This is a genomic window from Thauera aromatica K172 (genome assembly GCF_003030465.1).
Classification (GTDB): domain Bacteria; phylum Pseudomonadota; class Gammaproteobacteria; order Burkholderiales; family Rhodocyclaceae; genus Thauera; species Thauera aromatica.
In genome coordinates this window covers 3,085,573-3,100,863 of sequence record NZ_CP028339.1, presented here as the reverse complement: position 1 = coordinate 3,100,863, position 15,291 = coordinate 3,085,573, and the positions used below count along the sequence as shown (strand labels likewise).

At 67.2% G+C, this 15,291-nt stretch carries 13 protein-coding genes; 3 read left to right on the top strand and 10 right to left on the bottom strand.

The window, feature by feature from the left end; all coding sequences use genetic code 11:
* Positions 1–30: 30 nt before the first annotated feature.
* The 8 genes from Tharo_RS14725 to Tharo_RS14690 form a co-directional block, all read right to left on the bottom strand.
* Positions 31–1,401 carry a DUF1329 domain-containing protein gene (locus Tharo_RS14725; protein WP_107221847.1) on the bottom strand — a complete coding sequence of 457 codons (1,371 nt, stop codon included), beginning with the start codon at positions 1,399–1,401 and terminating at the stop codon, positions 31–33.
* Between the two features lie 28 nt (positions 1,402–1,429).
* Positions 1,430–3,115, bottom strand: a complete 1,686-nt coding sequence (locus tag Tharo_RS14720) for a DUF1302 domain-containing protein (RefSeq protein ID WP_107221846.1) — start codon at positions 3,113–3,115, stop codon at positions 1,430–1,432.
* A 420-nt stretch (positions 3,116–3,535) separates the two neighbouring features.
* Complete coding sequence (locus Tharo_RS14715) at positions 3,536–4,987, bottom strand: aldehyde dehydrogenase (protein ID WP_107221845.1); 1,452 nt, start codon at positions 4,985–4,987, stop codon at positions 3,536–3,538.
* A 113-nt stretch (positions 4,988–5,100) separates the two neighbouring features.
* Positions 5,101–6,651 (bottom strand): FAD-binding oxidoreductase, encoded by a 1,551-nt coding sequence (locus Tharo_RS14710; RefSeq protein WP_107221844.1) that lies wholly within the window; start codon positions 6,649–6,651, stop codon positions 5,101–5,103.
* Between the two features lie 46 nt (positions 6,652–6,697).
* Positions 6,698–7,282: a hypothetical protein gene (locus tag Tharo_RS14705; RefSeq protein WP_159051714.1), complete on the bottom strand. Its 585-nt coding sequence runs from the start codon at positions 7,280–7,282 to the stop codon at positions 6,698–6,700.
* Positions 7,283–7,291: 9 nt separating this feature from the next.
* The gene (locus Tharo_RS14700) at positions 7,292–7,594 is read right to left on the bottom strand and encodes a c-type cytochrome (RefSeq protein ID WP_107221842.1); all 303 of its coding nucleotides are present in this window, start codon (positions 7,592–7,594) and stop codon (positions 7,292–7,294) included.
* Positions 7,595–7,855: 261 nt separating this feature from the next.
* A complete protein-coding gene (locus tag Tharo_RS14695) occupies positions 7,856–9,238 on the bottom strand; it encodes a sigma-54-dependent transcriptional regulator (RefSeq protein WP_107221841.1) in 1,383 nt (460 codons plus the stop codon).
* Complete coding sequence (locus Tharo_RS14690; protein ID WP_107221840.1) at positions 9,228–11,375, bottom strand: XylR N-terminal domain-containing protein; 2,148 nt, start codon at positions 11,373–11,375, stop codon at positions 9,228–9,230. The genes Tharo_RS14695 and Tharo_RS14690 overlap by 11 nt, the downstream gene beginning before the upstream one ends.
* Before the next feature lie 226 nt (positions 11,376–11,601).
* Between Tharo_RS14690 and rapZ the strand changes: the two genes are divergently transcribed.
* Genes rapZ through Tharo_RS14675 form a run of 3 tightly spaced genes read left to right on the top strand, consistent with a single transcriptional unit; the run spans position 11,602 to position 13,416 of the window.
* A complete protein-coding gene (gene rapZ, locus Tharo_RS14685; protein ID WP_107221839.1) occupies positions 11,602–12,501 on the top strand; it encodes an RNase adapter RapZ in 900 nt (299 codons plus the stop codon).
* The gene (locus tag Tharo_RS14680; RefSeq protein WP_107221838.1) at positions 12,498–12,887 is read left to right on the top strand and encodes a NusG domain II-containing protein; all 390 of its coding nucleotides are present in this window, start codon (positions 12,498–12,500) and stop codon (positions 12,885–12,887) included. Before rapZ ends, Tharo_RS14680 begins: the two co-directional genes overlap by 4 nt.
* A complete protein-coding gene (locus Tharo_RS14675; RefSeq protein ID WP_245880918.1) occupies positions 12,868–13,416 on the top strand; it encodes a Gx transporter family protein in 549 nt (182 codons plus the stop codon). The genes Tharo_RS14680 and Tharo_RS14675 overlap by 20 nt, the downstream gene beginning before the upstream one ends.
* Positions 13,417–13,664: 248 nt before the next feature.
* On the opposite strand, the gene Tharo_RS14670 is transcribed toward Tharo_RS14675, so the two are convergent.
* Together Tharo_RS14670 and infA are read right to left on the bottom strand one after the other, a co-directional pair.
* Positions 13,665–14,555, bottom strand: a complete 891-nt coding sequence (locus tag Tharo_RS14670) for a dienelactone hydrolase family protein (protein WP_107221837.1) — start codon at positions 14,553–14,555, stop codon at positions 13,665–13,667.
* A 31-nt stretch (positions 14,556–14,586) separates the two neighbouring features.
* Positions 14,587–14,859 carry a translation initiation factor IF-1 gene (infA, locus tag Tharo_RS14665; protein ID WP_107221836.1) on the bottom strand — a complete coding sequence of 91 codons (273 nt, stop codon included), beginning with the start codon at positions 14,857–14,859 and terminating at the stop codon, positions 14,587–14,589.
* Positions 14,860–15,291: the final 432 nt, after the last annotated feature.

Below are 15,291 nucleotides of genomic sequence, written 5' to 3'. Positions count from 1 at the left end.
CTCCGGCGGCGGTTCCGCCGCCGGGCGAGGTCAGCGTGCAGCGTCGGCGGCGACGGCATCCCCGGTGAAGAAGGTCTCGGGCTTGCGCGGCACGACACGGTAGGATTCGTCGTTCAGCCCCTGCACCGTGCTCATCGTGCCGGCCTGCAGGTTGAACACCGTCACCTGCTTGACCAGGAGCGCCGGAACGGCGGGCACGAAGAAGTTGGGCACCTGCGAGGTGCGCCAGAGCTTGCCTTCGGCGTCATAGCCATCCATCAGCACCATCAACCCGGTGTCCTCGTCGAAGTAATACTTGCGCTTGGGCACCGCATGGCGCTTGCCCGACACCACCGTGCCTTCGACTTCCCACACCCGGTGCAGCTCCCAGCGCACCTTGGCCGGATTCAGGTGGAACTTGTCGTAGGCGTCGGCAACCTTGGCCGTGACCAGTTCATTGTTGTTGTAGGGAATGTACATCTCGCGCTTGCCGACGAGCTTCCACTCGTAGCGGTCGGGGTGACCCCAGAAACCTTGCACCTCGTCGAAATAGTTCGCCCCCGAGGCGACGAAGTCCGGCGTGTCGTAACCGACCGTCGGTGCGCGGCGCACGCGGCGCTGGCCGACCAGGTACTGCCAGGCCTGGCGCGAGGCCTTGGGATCGATGCTGTCGCGAACGACCAGCGACTCGCCGACCTTGAAGGACGGCGCCGTGGTATTGAAACGCTGTATCGAATACTCGCCCTTGCCGTCCTTCGACCAGGTCTCCCACGAGCCATCCTTGTAGTGGTAGGGGTATTGCCAGAAGTTGTCGTTGCGGGTGGCCAGGGTATGGCTGCCATCGGATGCGCCGAGAATGTTCTTGAAACCGAACTCGATCGATTCGGGCTCGACTCGCAGCAGGTAGTTCCAGATGACTTCCACGCCGGTCTGCGGAATCGGGAACGGGAGACCGCCGAAGCAGCCCTCGACCGAATGGCCGCCTTCGGTCGTCTTGCAGTTGGTCGCATTCTTGAGCGTGTTTGCGGCCACATGTTCCGGCACCGTCGCCGTGCGGTGGGTCGGATAGACGTCGACACGGAACGTGTCCGGGTATTTCTTCAGCAGCGCCTGCGTGCCTTCGGTGAGCTTGTCCGCATGCTGGGCCATGTTCGATGCGGTGATCTGCAGGAACGGCTTTTCATTCGGGAAAAGGTTCACCGGAATGTCGCCCACTTTCGGCCCCGCGACCGGGCCGGTCTGGCCCCCGGTCCACGCCGGAATCGTCCCGTCCTTGTTGCCGGCTTTTTCGCCGCCGAGCGGCGTCAGCCAGGTTTTGAGCTTGGCCGCTTCGTCCGCGCTCACCGCAGCCATCGTGCTCTGCATGCCGGCGCTCAGCGCCAGGATGGAGACGCACAGCAAGGTCTTTTTAAACGTGAACATATTGATCTCCTCGGTCGTTTTATAAGAATCAGAACGTGCGCTGGATCGTGAGCGATACGAAGTCGCGGTCGCCGTGGAAATTGTCATAGGACAGCTCGCCGGCCGGATTGACGATCGAACCCGAGGAGCCGACGTAGTGGGTGTAGTTCAGCCCGCCCTGCCAGGTCTTGCGGTAGTCGGCCTTCACCCCGATGCTCAGGCTGCCGCCGTTCTCCGACGGGAACAGCACGCCATTGACCGAGGAGCGTCCGGCCAGGCCGTAGTTGACGCCGATCGGCACCTGCAGATCGAGCCCGGGGACGACCTGGAAATATTCCGGCGTGAACACGAACTGGATCGCGCTGGCTTCGCGGGTGGCGTTCGGGTCGAGCGCGGCGCGGTTGTCGGTGACGCTGAGCACCCGGTTGTAGGCGAACTCGCCGACGAAAGAGGCCCCTTCCCACAGCGCATTGGCCGGCAGGACGCTGATCGCCGACAGGCTCAGATGCATCGTTTTGCCTTTCGGGAAGGTCGCATCGTCATCGTTGTCCGCCCCGCCCAGGCCGAGGAGGACGTTGCCGGTACCCACCAGCGGCTGGTTTTCGCGGAACGACAGTTCGCCCGAGACGTTCGTCTCCCCCACCAGGGTGGCAAAGCTGGCGCCGATCGTGCGGATGTTCTCCGCATAGACGAGGACATAGTCGCCATCGACGCCGCGGCCCGGATCGGCGTTCACCCCGGGGCGGATGTAGAACTGCGGCAGCTTGTCGTGGAACTGGGCGGCGTACAGCCCGTACTCGGTGTCGCCGGCACGGAACTTGACCTGCACGCCGCCCTGGCCGGAGTCCTTGGCATCGAGGTCATCGCCCCGGCGCAGCGTGCCGTTGGGGCCGAACGGTCCGTACAGGAACTCGCCGCCGGCGCCGGGGAAGTCGGCGAAGGCGAAATAGCTGCCCGCTCCCGGCAGGCGTGAGTCGCGCCATTCGTACTGGTAGTAGGCGCCGATCGAGACGTCGGCGCTGAGTTGCAGCTGCGCCGAGACCTGGCCGACCGGGCGCGCGACTTCCTTGAACTGCGAGTTCGGCACTGACAGCGCACGGGCCAGATCGAGCGGGGTCTGGGCGCCGGCGATGCCGTTGGCGCCGAAGAACAGGGTCTCGCCGTAGAGCTGGGTGAAGCGCCCCGCCTTCAGGTTCAGGCCCTTGCCGGCGATCTCGGTGCGGCCATAGACGAAGGCGTCGAGGAACTCCGCCTTGCGCCCGTGGAGCTTTTCGGTGGCGGTGGTGAATTCGTCGAAATCGGCCGAGCGCTGGTTGAGCGACCAAGCGTAGCGTTGGCTGCGGTCGTTCGATTCGTTGTACACCTGGTCGTACCAGGCGGCGCCGCTGACCCGGAAACCCATGTTGTTGCGGTAGCGCAGGTCGAACTCGGAGAGCAGGTCGGCCCGGTTCGAAATCAGCCCACGACTGAAATTGCGGTCGCCGTCGTTGGTGTTGATCTGCGCCCCCGCATCCGAGGCCGGGCCGCGGCCGTCCTGTTTCTCCACACGCCAGCTGGCGTTGTACTTGATCGTGTTGTCCCAGCGCACCGACAGGTCGGAATTGCCCGTATCGATGGTGAAGCCGAACGCTGCGCCTGAAATTGCCATGCCGGCGCAAACGGTGGCGACGGCCCTGCCGATGGGCGAAATCCGCGGTGCGAAACCGGGATCGAAACGGGACTGCTTGTCGTTCATGTCTTCCTCCTTGAGCAAATAGAACTGCGGCTTTTTTTTGCCTGTAGCCAGTCACGGCGGCAGGTTGGTTGCAGAAGCGCTTCGAATGGCCGGGTCAATGAGCAGCAGCCACCCGCTTTTAATAATGATGCGAACTGATCTTCAGCTGCTTCGGATAAAAAGCATGGATCATGCCAGTCATTTTCCTAATGCATTGATGTTGCGGTGCGGGAAGTGACTGCTCCTTCAAAAATGTGGGCTTGATTCGGGCGACACAACACGCCTTGCGCAGTGCGGAAGAAAAGCGTTTTCCGCCTGCTTGAGAAATTCGTGAAAAACCTCACCGAGAAGGTGGCTGGACTTCATACTTTTCGCGCTTCGCTTCAGGCTGTCGTCGCAAGGATCCGCATCCTCTCGCTAAGTGGCATGCGGATCCGGAAATCAGAACGGGTAATGGCGCGCCGTGGTCTGCATCGTGATCCAGCGCAGTTCGGTGAAGGCGTCAATCCCGGCCTGGCCGCCGAAGCGGCCGTAGCCCGAATCCTTGACCCCGCCGAAGGGCATCTGCGCTTCGTCGTGGACGGTGGGGCCGTTGATGTGGCAGATCCCCGACTGGATGCGCGACGCCACCTGCCAGGCACGGGCGAGGTCGCGCCCGAAGACCGCCGCGGCCAGCCCGAAGGGGTTGTCGTTGGCGCAGGCCACTGCGGCTTCGACGCCACGCACGCGCACGATCGCCTTCACCGGAGCGAAGGTCTCCTCGTGGTAGATGCGCATGTCGGCGCTCACGTGGTCGAGCAGGGTGGCGGGCATCAGGGTGCTGTCGGCCTTGCCGCCGCAGACCAGGGTGGCGCCTTTGGCGAGGGCGTCGTCGATCAGCGCATTGCAGCGTTCGACCGTGCCCATGTCCACCACCGAGCCGAGTACCACCGGCCCCTTGCGCGGGTCGCCCAGCGGCAGGCCGCGAGCACGCCCGGCAAGGAGTTTGACGAAGTCGTCGGCGACGGTGGCGTCCACGATGATGCGCTCGGTCGACATGCAGATCTGCCCCGAGTTGGCGAAGGCGCCGAAAGTTGCCGCGGCCACCGCGGCATCGAGGTCAGCGTCGTCGAGCACCACCAGCGGCGCCTTGCCGCCCAGCTCGAGCACCGCGGGCTTGAGGTACTTGGCGCAGGTCTGCGCGATCACGCGCCCGACCCGGGTCGAGCCGGTGAAGTTGACCCGGCGCAGCGCGGGGTGGGCGACCATCGCTTCGACCACTGCGCCGGCATCGGCCGGGGCGTTGGTGACGAAATTGACCACGCCCGGCGGCAGGCCCGCTTCCTGCAACGCCTCGATGATCAGGCCGTGGGTGGCAGGACACAGCTCCGAGCCTTTGAGCACGACGGTGTTGCCGCAGGCGAGCGGCGTGGAGATGGCACGCACGCCGAGGATCACCGGCGCGTTCCAGGGGGCGATGCCGAGCACCACGCCGGCGGGTTGGCGCACGGCCATCGCCACGTTGCCGGGCACGTCGGAGGGAATCAGCTCGCCGTTGATCCGGGTGGTCAGCGATGCCGCTTCGAGCAGCATGCCGGCCGCCAGGTGGACGTTGAACCCGGCCCAGATTCCGGATGCGCCGGTTTCGGCGGCCATTGCCGCGGCGATGGCCTCGCCCTTGGCCTCGAGCGCCTGGGAGGCCTTCAGCAGCAGGGCGCGCCGTTCGCCCGGCCCCATCGCCGCCCAGGCCGGAAACGCCGCCGCCGCGGCGTCGACCGCGGCGACCGCATCGGCCGCGGTGGCGGCCGGCGCGCGCGTGGCCACGCTGTGGTCGAGGGGGTTGCGGCGCTCGAAGGTGGCGCCGTTGGCGGCGGCGCGCGGCTCGCCACCGATCAGCATGCGGATGTCAGTCATGGTGTCTCACTCCTCGGTCGTCGACCGCCGCCGCTCCCGCCGCAGGGGCGGCACGGCCGGCGATCGCTGAAGGCTGTGGTTTTGGAAAGCGTGTTCCGGTGTCGTGCTCATGCTCACAGACTGATCCCGCAGCGCCCCGGAGCGATAATGTTATTCGGGTCGAGGGCGCGCTTGAGGCGGCGCTCGACGTCGCGCTTGACCGGGCCGTAGGTGGCGGCGACCTTTTCCGCGAAGGCGGTGTTGGCGCGATAGACGCCGTAACCTTCGCGGGCGAAGGCGTGGAGCAGTTCGTCGTAGCAGGCGTAGGCGTTGCGCTTCTGCTCGTCGTCGCTGCGGTCGAACAGCAGGTCGATGACGTGGTGCATGTCGCGCCAGCCGACGATGAACTCGCCGACATAGTCGAAACCGTACTTGGCGAGGATGTCCTTGGCCAGCTTCATCTGCTTCAGGGTCTCGCTGCCCTTGGCCTGCGATACCGGGGCGAACCACACCGAACCGCCGCCTCCGCGCCAGTTGTAGAGATCGAACTCGCCGAGGTTGGGCTTGCCCTTCATCAGGTCGAAGCGGTACTGGGTGGCACGCCCGCCTTCGTCCGCGGACTCGGTGACCAGCTTGCCGCCGGTGGCCGCGGCGACCGCCTCGATGATCTTCCAGTTGGCGTCGTTGGTCTCGGGGCTGCCGTAGAGCGCGGCATAGACGTTCCACGCGCCGATGTTGTGGTCCTTGCGGATGCGCTTGACCTCCTCGTCGGTGATCGCCCCCGGACCCTGGTGGTAGTCGGCGCGGTTGACCTTGGAGCAAGGCGCCTCCCACAGCGTGTGGGCGATCACCACCGCGTTCGGGATCACCATCGCGATGCGCAGCGGGCGCAGCGCGTCGACGATCTTGGTGATGTCGGCGTCTTCGGGGTACTGGATCAGGAAGGGGCGGTAGTCGGGCGGGGCCGGCATCAACCACATCCCCATCTTGGTGACGACGCCGTAGTTCGACTGGGTGAAGATGCCGTCGAGGGTCGGCCCGTAACCCCACTTGAATACCTGCCAGGTGTTGGAGTTGGGCATCGAACCCATGCCGGTGCGCAGCACCTCGCCGTCGGCAAGCACCACTTCCATGCCCGACGAGAACAGGAAATGCTCGCCGTAGGGGGTGTAGCCGACACCGCGGTCGACCATGTTGCCGAGCGGGCCGGCGATCACCGAGGGTGCGGGGCAGGAGAACCACAGCGGTAGCTTCTTCTCCTGCAGGTAGTCGTAGAGCTGCTGGTAGGTGACGCCGGGCTCGACCAGCGCGGTGCACAGATCGGCGTCTACATCCAGGATGCGGTTCATGCGGCGCAGATCGAGGATGAGCTGGCCGCGCTCGACCGGCGCCGCTGAGCCGTAGCCGAGGTTCTTACCGGTGGAGATCGGATAGACCGGGATCCGGCGCTTGTTCAGGATGCGCATGACCGCCTGCACCTGCTCGACGCTGTCGGGCATCACCGCCGCCGAGGGCGCGTGCTGCTCGTCGGGTACCGGCATCATGATCTTGTTGTAGGGGGCGAGCTGCGGCGTGTCGGCAAGGACGTGGGCATCGCCGACGATGGCGCGGATCTCGGTGAGCGCCTTGTCGAAATCGCTCGCGCTGACGCCCTTGGGCAGGAGGGTGCGCTTGGGTGTGCTCATTTCTTCTCCAGGATGCGGATGAGGTTGCGGGGTCGCGGGCAGCGCTTCAGAGCCGGATCAGGAAGGACGCCAGCGCGCCTTCTGTGGCAGTGGTGGCAGTGGTGGCGGCGGTGGGCCGGATGGTAGCGTGCTCGCCGAGGGCGGCAAGGTAGAACTGCTCGACGTGTTGTGCCTGGCCATCCCCGGCTCCGTGCCAGGCGATCGGCTGCGGGTATCCGGTGGCGCTGCAGCAGTGACGCGTGGTGGCGGTACTGCTGCGGTGATGGGCGCTGGCCAGCGAGTGCGCACCACGGCTGCCGGTGACGGCCTGGAAGATCACCGCCGCGGCATCGTCCATGATGCCGAGCAAGGGCGTTCCGGCCGGATGGTCGAGCAGGGCTTCGAGCTTGCCGATATGGCGCAGTTCACTGCGACCGGGCAGCAATACGGTCGTGCGCAGGCCGGCAGCGTGGAATGCTTGTTCCAGCCGGTGCGTCAGCGACACTGCGACAGGCAGGTCGCCCTGGCCGACGAGGACCAGTTGCGTGCGCTCGATGGCAGTGTTCGAAGGCTGAAAGGACAGCGCCGAGGTCGACAGCGCGGCGAGCGATGCGCCACCGCCGGCACGGCGGAGAAATTCGCGTCGGTTCATGATCGCCACCTACTGCCCGGCGCCGGCAGGAGAAGCCGATACCCACTGGATGACGCCGGCGAGCGCTTTGTCGTCGATTTCCGCGGAGCGGAAGCTGGGCATTGCGCGAAAACCGTAGCGGACCACATGCTCGATGTACGCGGGTTGGAGCTGGCGCCCGAGGATCTTCGGGCCGATGCCCTGGTCGTGGCAGTAGGTGCACACCTTGGCGTAGACCGGATCGACCGGTTGTGCGGGGCCGTCCTGTGCGGCCGCGACTTGCATCGCGCTCGCCGCGAGACAGGCCAGGGCCAGTTTCGATACTGAATGCATTCGTCTCCTCCTTTGCAGGGATTACGGTGTTCCCTTGGATAAAGACAAAGCAAGGCTCGGGCCAGGTCTGTTAAAAATATAAATGCGCAGATAAAACAAATATTTATTTTATCTTGCTGCAGAAGGGGGGAATTCCAGGAGTGTAGCGATGTGCTACAGAATATCGCGCGAGACCGAGTCCGGTGGTGGAAGTCCCTTGCCGCCAATGGGTTCGGGACGGGCGTTGCAGTCTGCAACGGTGTTGCAAACTGCGACAGCACTTCAGTGCGTGGGCCCGTCCACCTTCGGCTTCAGGCTGCGGTAGATCGTCGACCGGGCGACGCCCAGGCGGGCGGCGGCGGCGCTGACGTTGCCTTCGAGGGCGTCGACCACCCAGCGGATGTAGGCCTGCTCGATTTCGGCGAGGGGGGCGATGCGGTCGAAGCCGCTCGGTGACGCTGCGACCGGAGCTTCGCCGGGTGTCGACAGGATCGAGTTCGTGATGGCAGCATCGATGACTTCGCCGTCGCCGAACACCAGCAGGCGCTCGACGACGTTGCGCAGTTCGCGCACATTGCCGGGCCAGGGGTAGTCGATCAGGCGAGCCATTGCACAGGGGCTCAGGCGCGGCACCGGGCCGCTTGCAGTGCGGCGCAGGGCGCGGCGCATCAGATGTTCGACCAGCAGCGGGATGTCCTCGCGGCGCTCGCGCAGCGGCGGCACCTGGATGTGTACGACGTTGAGTCGGTACAGCAGGTCGTGGCGGAAACGGCCTTGTTCGACCAGGGCTTCGAGGTCGCGGTGGGTGGCGGCGATCACCCGCGCCTCGGTGTGGCGCAGCACCGAGGCGCCGAGCTGGCGGAATTCGCCGCTGTCGAGCACGCGCAGCAGCTTGGCCTGGCACGAAGCCGGCAGCTCGCCGATCTCGTCGAGGAACAGGGTGCCGGCGCTGGCGACCTCGAACAGGCCTTCGCGGTCGGCGGTGGCACCGGTGAAGGCGCCGCGCTTGTGGCCGAACAGCTCGCTTTCGACCAGTTCGCCTTCGAGCAGGCCGCAGTTGAGCGGGACGTAGGCTTCGCCGGCACGCTTGCTCCAGCGGTGCAGGGCGGCGGCGACGACTTCCTTGCCGGCGCCGCTCTCGCCGGTGACCAGCACCGGCAGCGCGAGCGGGGCAGCGCGATGCACGCGCTCGAGCATCTGCTGCCATGCCGTGCTGCGGCCGACCATCTCGGCGTCGTCGGCCTGGCGCAGGTGCTGGACTTCGGCGCTGAGCGCCTCGCAGCGGCGGGCGAGGGTGCGGCGGGCGAGGGCGCGCTCGACGATCAGGTCGAGCTCGGTGAGCTTGTAGGGCTTGGTCAGATAATCGAACGCGCCCAGCTTCATCGCCGCGATTGCGGTGTCGATGCTGCCGTGGCCGGTGAGGACGACGACTTCGATGTGGGGGTCGAGCTGCTTGATCCGCCCGAGCAACTCGATGCCGTCCATCCCCGGCATCTTGATGTCGATCAGCGCCAGGTCGATACCGGTGCGCTCGATGTGCCCGAGCGCGCTCGCTCCGTCGGCGGCTTCGCTGACGCGGTAGCCTTGCCGGGTCAGGCGGCCCGACAGCAGTTCGCGGTACAGCTCCTCGTCGTCGACGACGAGGACGTGTCGGTTATTGCCCATGCGCGCGATTTCCCGGGATCTCGTCCGCGCACGGCAGCAGCACGCGGAACCAGGCGCCGCCCTGCGCCCGGTTGCCGCAGCTGATGCGGCCGCGGATTTCGTTCATGATCGAATAGCAGATCGACAGCCCCAGCCCGGTGCCCTTGCCCGGCGCCTTGGTGGTGAAGAAGGGGTCGAACACGTGCTCGATGACGCCGGGCGCCAGTCCCGGGCCTTCGTCGCCGATCTCGATTTCGATGCCCTCGGCCGTGCTGCGGACGCCGAGCTCGATGCGGCCCTTGCCGTTCATCGCGTCGCGCGCATTCTTCAGCAGGTTCTGGACAACCTGCTCGAGCAGGGCCGGGCTGGTGAGCGCGGGCGGCAGCCCGGGTTCGATCGCCACCGCGACCTCGACGCCCCGGGTCAGGCCGGCGTCGTTGAAGAAGGCCAGTCGTTCGGCGAGGAACAGGCCCACGTCGACCGTCTCCAGCGCCGCGCTCTGGCGCCGCGAGAACGACAGCAGGTTGTCGGTGATCGCCTTGCAGCGGTGGGCCTGCTGCTGGATCGTGATCAGCCCGCGGCGCAGCGTCTCGAGGAGGGGAAGGTCCTGGCCGCCGGCACTGGCGTCGAGCAGCGCCTGCAGCTCTTCGGCGTAGCCGGAAACGAGGCCGAGCGGGTTGTTGATTTCGTGGGCGACGCCGGAGGCGAACTGGCCGAGCGCGCTCAGGCGGTTGGCCTGGGCAAGCTGCTGCTCCATCTGGCGGCGGGCGGTGATGTCGCGCGCCACGCCGATCACGCCGTCGGCGGTGTCGTTGCCGATGAACAGCGCCGAGTTCACTTCCAGCAGCACGCTGCCGCCATCGCCTTGCGCCAGCATGATCTCGAACGGCTGGCCGCCTTCGCCGCCAATGCGGCGGGTGAAGTCCTTGTCGATGCGGGCGGCGGAGGCGGCGGGCATCAGCTCGCCGACCGGGCGGCCGAGTGCCGCTTCGGGCGCGGTGCCGAGGAGCTCGGCCATGCGCGCGTTGATGAAGGCCAGCCGGCCCGTGCCGTCGAGGATGTAGACGGCGTCGTTGATCACGTCCTGGATCTGCTGCTCGCGCGATTCGAGCTGGCGCGCGTACTCGGTGAGCGCGCGCTCGCGCTCGAGCTGGGCGCTGATGTCGAGCGCGAGGCCGCTGTAGCCGACGATCTTGTCGTCCTTGAACACCGGTTCGACCTGCAGGCGCACCGGGAAGGGGCGGCCGGCGGCGTCGCTCATGACCACGTCGATGTCGGTGGTGCTGCGCCGGACCGCGATGTCCTTGAGGAAGCCGGCGGCGCGGGCGACGTATTCGGGCTGCACCAGATCCTTCAGGCGCAGCGTCGGCAGCTGCGCTTCGCTCACTCCGAGGCGCAGGCGCGCGGCCTTGTTCAGGTGCAGCAGGCGGCCCGAAGCGTGGAGCGCGAAGACCATCTCCGGCAGGTCTTCGATCAGGTTGCGGTAGCGCTGCTCGGAAGCTTCCAGCTCGCGGGTGCGCTCGAGGACGCGGCTCTCGAGCACGTTGATGCGGTCGCGGATGTTGAGCGGCTTGAAGTATTCGCGCAGCCCGGCCAGTTCGGGGGCGCAGTCGCTGGCGTTCATCAGCGTCCAGGCACAATGCGCATCGCCGCGGCCTTCGCAGGCGTGCTCGACGCAGATCATGTCGGCGTCGAGCACGCGCGAGGCGAAGCCTGAAGCGTAGCCGGTGAGGGTCCAGCACACCGGATCTTCCGAACGGCCGAACAGGCGCAGATGCTGTTCGGCTTCGTAGGAGTGGCGCCAGCGCCCGCTCATGCGGTAGCGGCCGTGGCCGTGGTCGATCTCGGGGTGCCCGGGCTCGACTTCGGCGATGCCCGAGAACATGTGGGTGCGCGGACCGCCGAGAATGAATTCCTCGAGGCTGTCGGGGTGCATGTAGCCGGCGAGCAGCTCGGCGTCTTCGTAGCCGCAGCTGAAGCCGTAGCGGGTGAGGATGACTTTGGCGATGTCGAGGCCGACGGTCTCGACCAGCTCCTTGCGCAGCGCCCCCATCGAGTCGGCATGGACCAGGATCGCCCGGCGCCCGCAGAAGCGGATCGAGCCGGTCTCCGGCAGGAAGTCGATCAGTGAGTGGAAATCGAGTTCGTCCGAGCGCATCGCTCATGACTCCTGCACGAAGGCGGATGGGGCGCGGGGGCGAAAAGGGGGTTTCGGGCGATTCCGGGCTGATGCCGCTCCCCCGGCGGGCCTGCGACAGGGGGAACAGGATCGAAATTATACATGCCCGTATGAGTCCATATGGTGGCCCTGCGCCGGGAGCGTCCAGAACCCGCCCCACCGGGGCTGCGCTATAGTGTGGGCGGGCTTTTTCATGTGCAGGACCATGCAGATCGTACTCATCAGCGGGCTTTCCGGTTCGGGCAAGAGCATCGCGCTCAATGTCCTCGAGGACGCCGGCTACTACGTGGTGGATAACCTTCCGGCGGCGCTGCTGCCGCAGCTCGTCGACCATTTGCGCTGTGCCGGTGGCGAGCGGGTCGCCGTGGTGGTGGACATGCGCTCGGGAACGAGCATCGACACGCTGCCGCAGGAGGTCGCCGCCCTGCGCCGGAGCGGCACCGATCTGCGCTTCATCTTCCTCGAGGCGCGCGACGATGCGTTGATCGCGCGCTTTTCCGAAACCCGCCGCCGCCACCCGCTGGCCGTCGGCGGAGTGACCCTGGAAGAGGCGATCCAGCGCGAACGCGATGCCCTCGACAGCATCGCCGAACTCGGCCACCGCATCGACACCAGCAACCTGCTGCCCAATACGCTGCGGGCCTGGGTGAAGGGATTCATCGACCTCGCGCCGGCCGAAGGCCTGACCCTGATGTTCGAGTCCTTCGGCTTCAAGTACGGCATTCCGCTCGATGCCGACCTCGTGTTCGATGTGCGCTGCCTGCCCAATCCGCACTACGACCCCCAACTGCGTCCGCTCACCGGGCGCGACCAGCCGGTGATCGATTTCCTGCGCACGATTCCCGAAGTCGCCCGCATGGGCGAGGACATCCGCCGCTTCCTCGCCGACTGGCTGCCCGCCTACGTCGGTGACAACCGCAGTTATCTCACCGTGGCGATCGGCTGCACCGGGGGCCAGCACCGCTCGGTGTACCTCGCCGAGTGGCTCGCCACCCAGTTTCGCGGTCAGCTCGAGGTCATCGTGCGCCATCGCTCGGATGCACGCCGGATCGCCGATCGTGCGGCTGCCGGGGGCGGCGACGCGGCGCTCGGGCCGGCGGCGTGAAATTCGGCTTTGCCCAGTGGCGAAGGCTGTTGCGCCCCGGCGATATCGCCGTCGCCGTCGCCGGCCTGATCCTGTGCGTCTACGCGGTGCTCGCGCTGTGGCAGGGTGGAACACCCGATGCCGCGGTGATTCGCGCCGGCGGCCGGGTGGTGGCCGAAGTCGACCTGTCGCGTGCGCGCCGGGTCGAGGTGCCCGGCCCGCTCGGCGTGACCCTGGTCGAAATCGAGCCGGGGCGCGCGCGCATCGCTTCCGATCCCGGTCCGCGCCAGTACTGCGTGCGCCAGGGCTGGCTGACACAGGCCGGGGCGGTGGCGATCTGCGCCCCCAACGAAGTCAGCCTGAGCCTCACCGGGCGGAGCGCGAACTATGACACGCTCAACTATTGAGCTGACCCCGACCGCCGAGGACCGGCGTATCGCCCGCCATGCGGCGGCGGCGATCGTGCTCACCGTCGCCGAGGCGGCAATTCCGCTGCCATTGCCGGGAGTCAAGCCGGGCTTGGCCAACATCGTCACCCTGGTGGTGCTGGCGCGCTGGGGCTGGCGCGAGGCGGTGTGGGTGTCGCTGCTGCGCGTGCTCGCCGGCAACCTGCTGCTTGGCCAGTTCCTCGCCCCGGGCTTCTTCCTCAGCCTGTCGGGGGCGCTCGCCAGCCTCGTGGCGCTGGGGCTGGCGATGCACCTGCCACAGCGCTGGTTCGGCCCGGTCAGCCACAGCATCCTCGCCGCCTTCGCCCACATCGGCGCGCAACTGGTGGTGGCGCGGCTGTGGCTGGTGCCGCACGACGGCGTGTTCTACCTGCTGCCGGTGTTCGCCCTCGCCGCGGTGGTGTTCGGCCTGGTCAACGGGCTGGTGGCGGCACGCCTGCTGGCTGAAATCGGCCAGCGCGCCGCGGCGACACCGGCGCCGGAACGCTAGCGCTGCGGCTGCGTCCAACCTGCGACCCGTCCGGAGGCCGTTCCGGCGCGGAGATCGTGGAGCGGAGGCAACATGCGCAGCCGGTGGTGGAGCTGGATCAGTGCGGTGCTGGCGGTGCTGTGCGGTCTGGCGTTCGGCTGGGTGGCGGGCAGCGGCCTGGTTCGCGCTGCTTCACTGGCAGCGGCCGTGGTCGCGCCCCCGGTGGCGGCGAGTCCGGCCGCCAGTCCGGGAGCGGGGCGGGACCGGCTTCAGCCGAGGTGGGCTGCGAACCAAGCCTGCATGCGCCGCCAGCCGTCCTCGGCCTCGTCCTTGCGGTAGCTCGGCCGGTAGTCGGCGTGGAAGGCGTGAGGCGCATCGGGATAGACCACGATCGTGCTGGCGCTGCCGGCCTGCTGCAGCGCGCCGCGCATCGCGGTCACATCGGCAAGCGGAATGCCCTGATCCTGGCCGGCGTACAGGCCCAGCACCGGCGCGTGCAGGGCGGCGGCGACATCGACCGGGTGCTGCGGCGTCAGCGCCGAGCGGGGGCCGTCGAGACGACCGTACCAGGCCACTCCGGCCTTGAGCGCGGGATTGTGTGCAGCGTATAGCCAGGTGATCCGCCCGCCCCAGCAAAAGCCGGTGATCGCCAGACGTTCGGGGTCGCCGCCCCGGGCGAAGGCCCAGTCGGCACAGGCGTCGAGGTCGGTCATCACCTGAGCGTCGGGCACGTTGGCGACAATTTCCTGGAGGATCGCGCCGACATTGTCGAGGGTGCGCGGATCCCCTTGGCGAAAGAACAGCTCGGGTGCGACGGCGAGGTAGCCCAGGTGGGCGAGGCGCCGGCAGACGTCGCGGATATGGGCGTGGACGCCGAAGATTTCCTGTACCACCAGCACCACTGGAAGGCGGCTGCGAGCGGCGCGTGCTGCGGGAGCGGCAAAATAGGCCGGCAGTTCGCCGCCGCTGACGGGGAGGCTGAGATCGCCGCTGTCGAGACCTTCGTCGCCGGTGTGGATCAGGGTGCCGGCCTGCACCGGCAGCACCGCGGCAGCGAAGCCGGCGGCGGCCAGGGTGGCGACGAAAGCGCGGCGCTCCATGTGCGTTTCCGGCAGCAGGCTGTCGAATTCGGCGGGCGTGGCAGGCGGGGGCTTGGACATGGCACTTTCCTCGGGAAAACGCCGGGCGCCGTCAGCGCCGCCGTGCGGGGCGGGCGGTAGTCGCTGCGCTGCCGGCCGGGCGGCCGGGAAGATGGCGGAAAGTGATGCGGCCCTTGCTCAGGTCGTAGGGCGACATTTCCAGCGACACGTTGTCGCCGGCGATGATGCGGATATGGTGCTTGCGCATCTTCCCGCCGGAGTAGGCGATGAGGTTGTGGCCGTTGTCGAGGGTGACGCGGTAGCGGCCGTCGGGCAGCACCTCGGTAACGGATCCGTGCATTTCGATGAGTTCTTCCTTGGCCATGTCGGGGCTCCTTGTCGTTGTGCCGGCGCCGCGCGATCGGGCGCAGTGCCGGGCGGGCTCGCTTCCGCCGGGAGCGAGCCAGAGGCCGGGCGCCGCAATGTGGATCGGTGCGGCGAGCGGCCTGGCAGTATCGGCACCATGAACGGCGGGCCGGCGAAGTCCGGTACGGCGGTGCATAAAACGCGCACCGGATGTGAGCAGCGTGCGGGGCAGAGTGAGCGCGCTGCGTTACGGGGGATCGAGGCTCGGTACGGAGGCTGTGAGCGCGAGCCTGGCCGGCAGGCCCGGAAAGTCGGTCGAAGGATTGAATGCGCGTATATCAATCTTTCTGGACATTAGCGAAAGACTATACGCTTTTTTATGCCCTGCGTCCATGCGATTTTTTGCAGCGCAGCATCCGGTCCGGTGATCGACCGGAGTCGGGGGCGGAAA

Coding starts and splice junctions, on each gene's coding strand:
- Tharo_RS14725 (WP_107221847.1), bottom strand. CDS start 1,401: ATGTTCACGTTTAAAAAGACCTTGCTGTGCGTCTCCATCCTGGCGCTG.
- Tharo_RS14720 (WP_107221846.1), bottom strand. CDS start 3,115: ATGAACGACAAGCAGTCCCGTTTCGATCCCGGTTTCGCACCGCGGATT.
- Tharo_RS14715 (WP_107221845.1), bottom strand. CDS start 4,987: ATGACTGACATCCGCATGCTGATCGGTGGCGAGCCGCGCGCCGCCGCC.
- Tharo_RS14710 (WP_107221844.1), bottom strand. CDS start 6,651: ATGAGCACACCCAAGCGCACCCTCCTGCCCAAGGGCGTCAGCGCGAGC.
- Tharo_RS14705 (WP_159051714.1), bottom strand. CDS start 7,282: ATGAACCGACGCGAATTTCTCCGCCGTGCCGGCGGTGGCGCATCGCTC.
- Tharo_RS14700 (WP_107221842.1), bottom strand. CDS start 7,594: ATGCATTCAGTATCGAAACTGGCCCTGGCCTGTCTCGCGGCGAGCGCG.
- Tharo_RS14695 (WP_107221841.1), bottom strand. CDS start 9,238: ATGGGCAATAACCGACACGTCCTCGTCGTCGACGACGAGGAGCTGTAC.
- Tharo_RS14690 (WP_107221840.1), bottom strand. CDS start 11,375: ATGCGCTCGGACGAACTCGATTTCCACTCACTGATCGACTTCCTGCCG.
- rapZ (WP_107221839.1), top strand. CDS start 11,602: ATGCAGATCGTACTCATCAGCGGGCTTTCCGGTTCGGGCAAGAGCATC.
- Tharo_RS14675 (WP_245880918.1), top strand. CDS start 12,868: ATGACACGCTCAACTATTGAGCTGACCCCGACCGCCGAGGACCGGCGT.
- Tharo_RS14670 (WP_107221837.1), bottom strand. CDS start 14,555: ATGTCCAAGCCCCCGCCTGCCACGCCCGCCGAATTCGACAGCCTGCTG.
- infA (WP_107221836.1), bottom strand. CDS start 14,859: ATGGCCAAGGAAGAACTCATCGAAATGCACGGATCCGTTACCGAGGTG.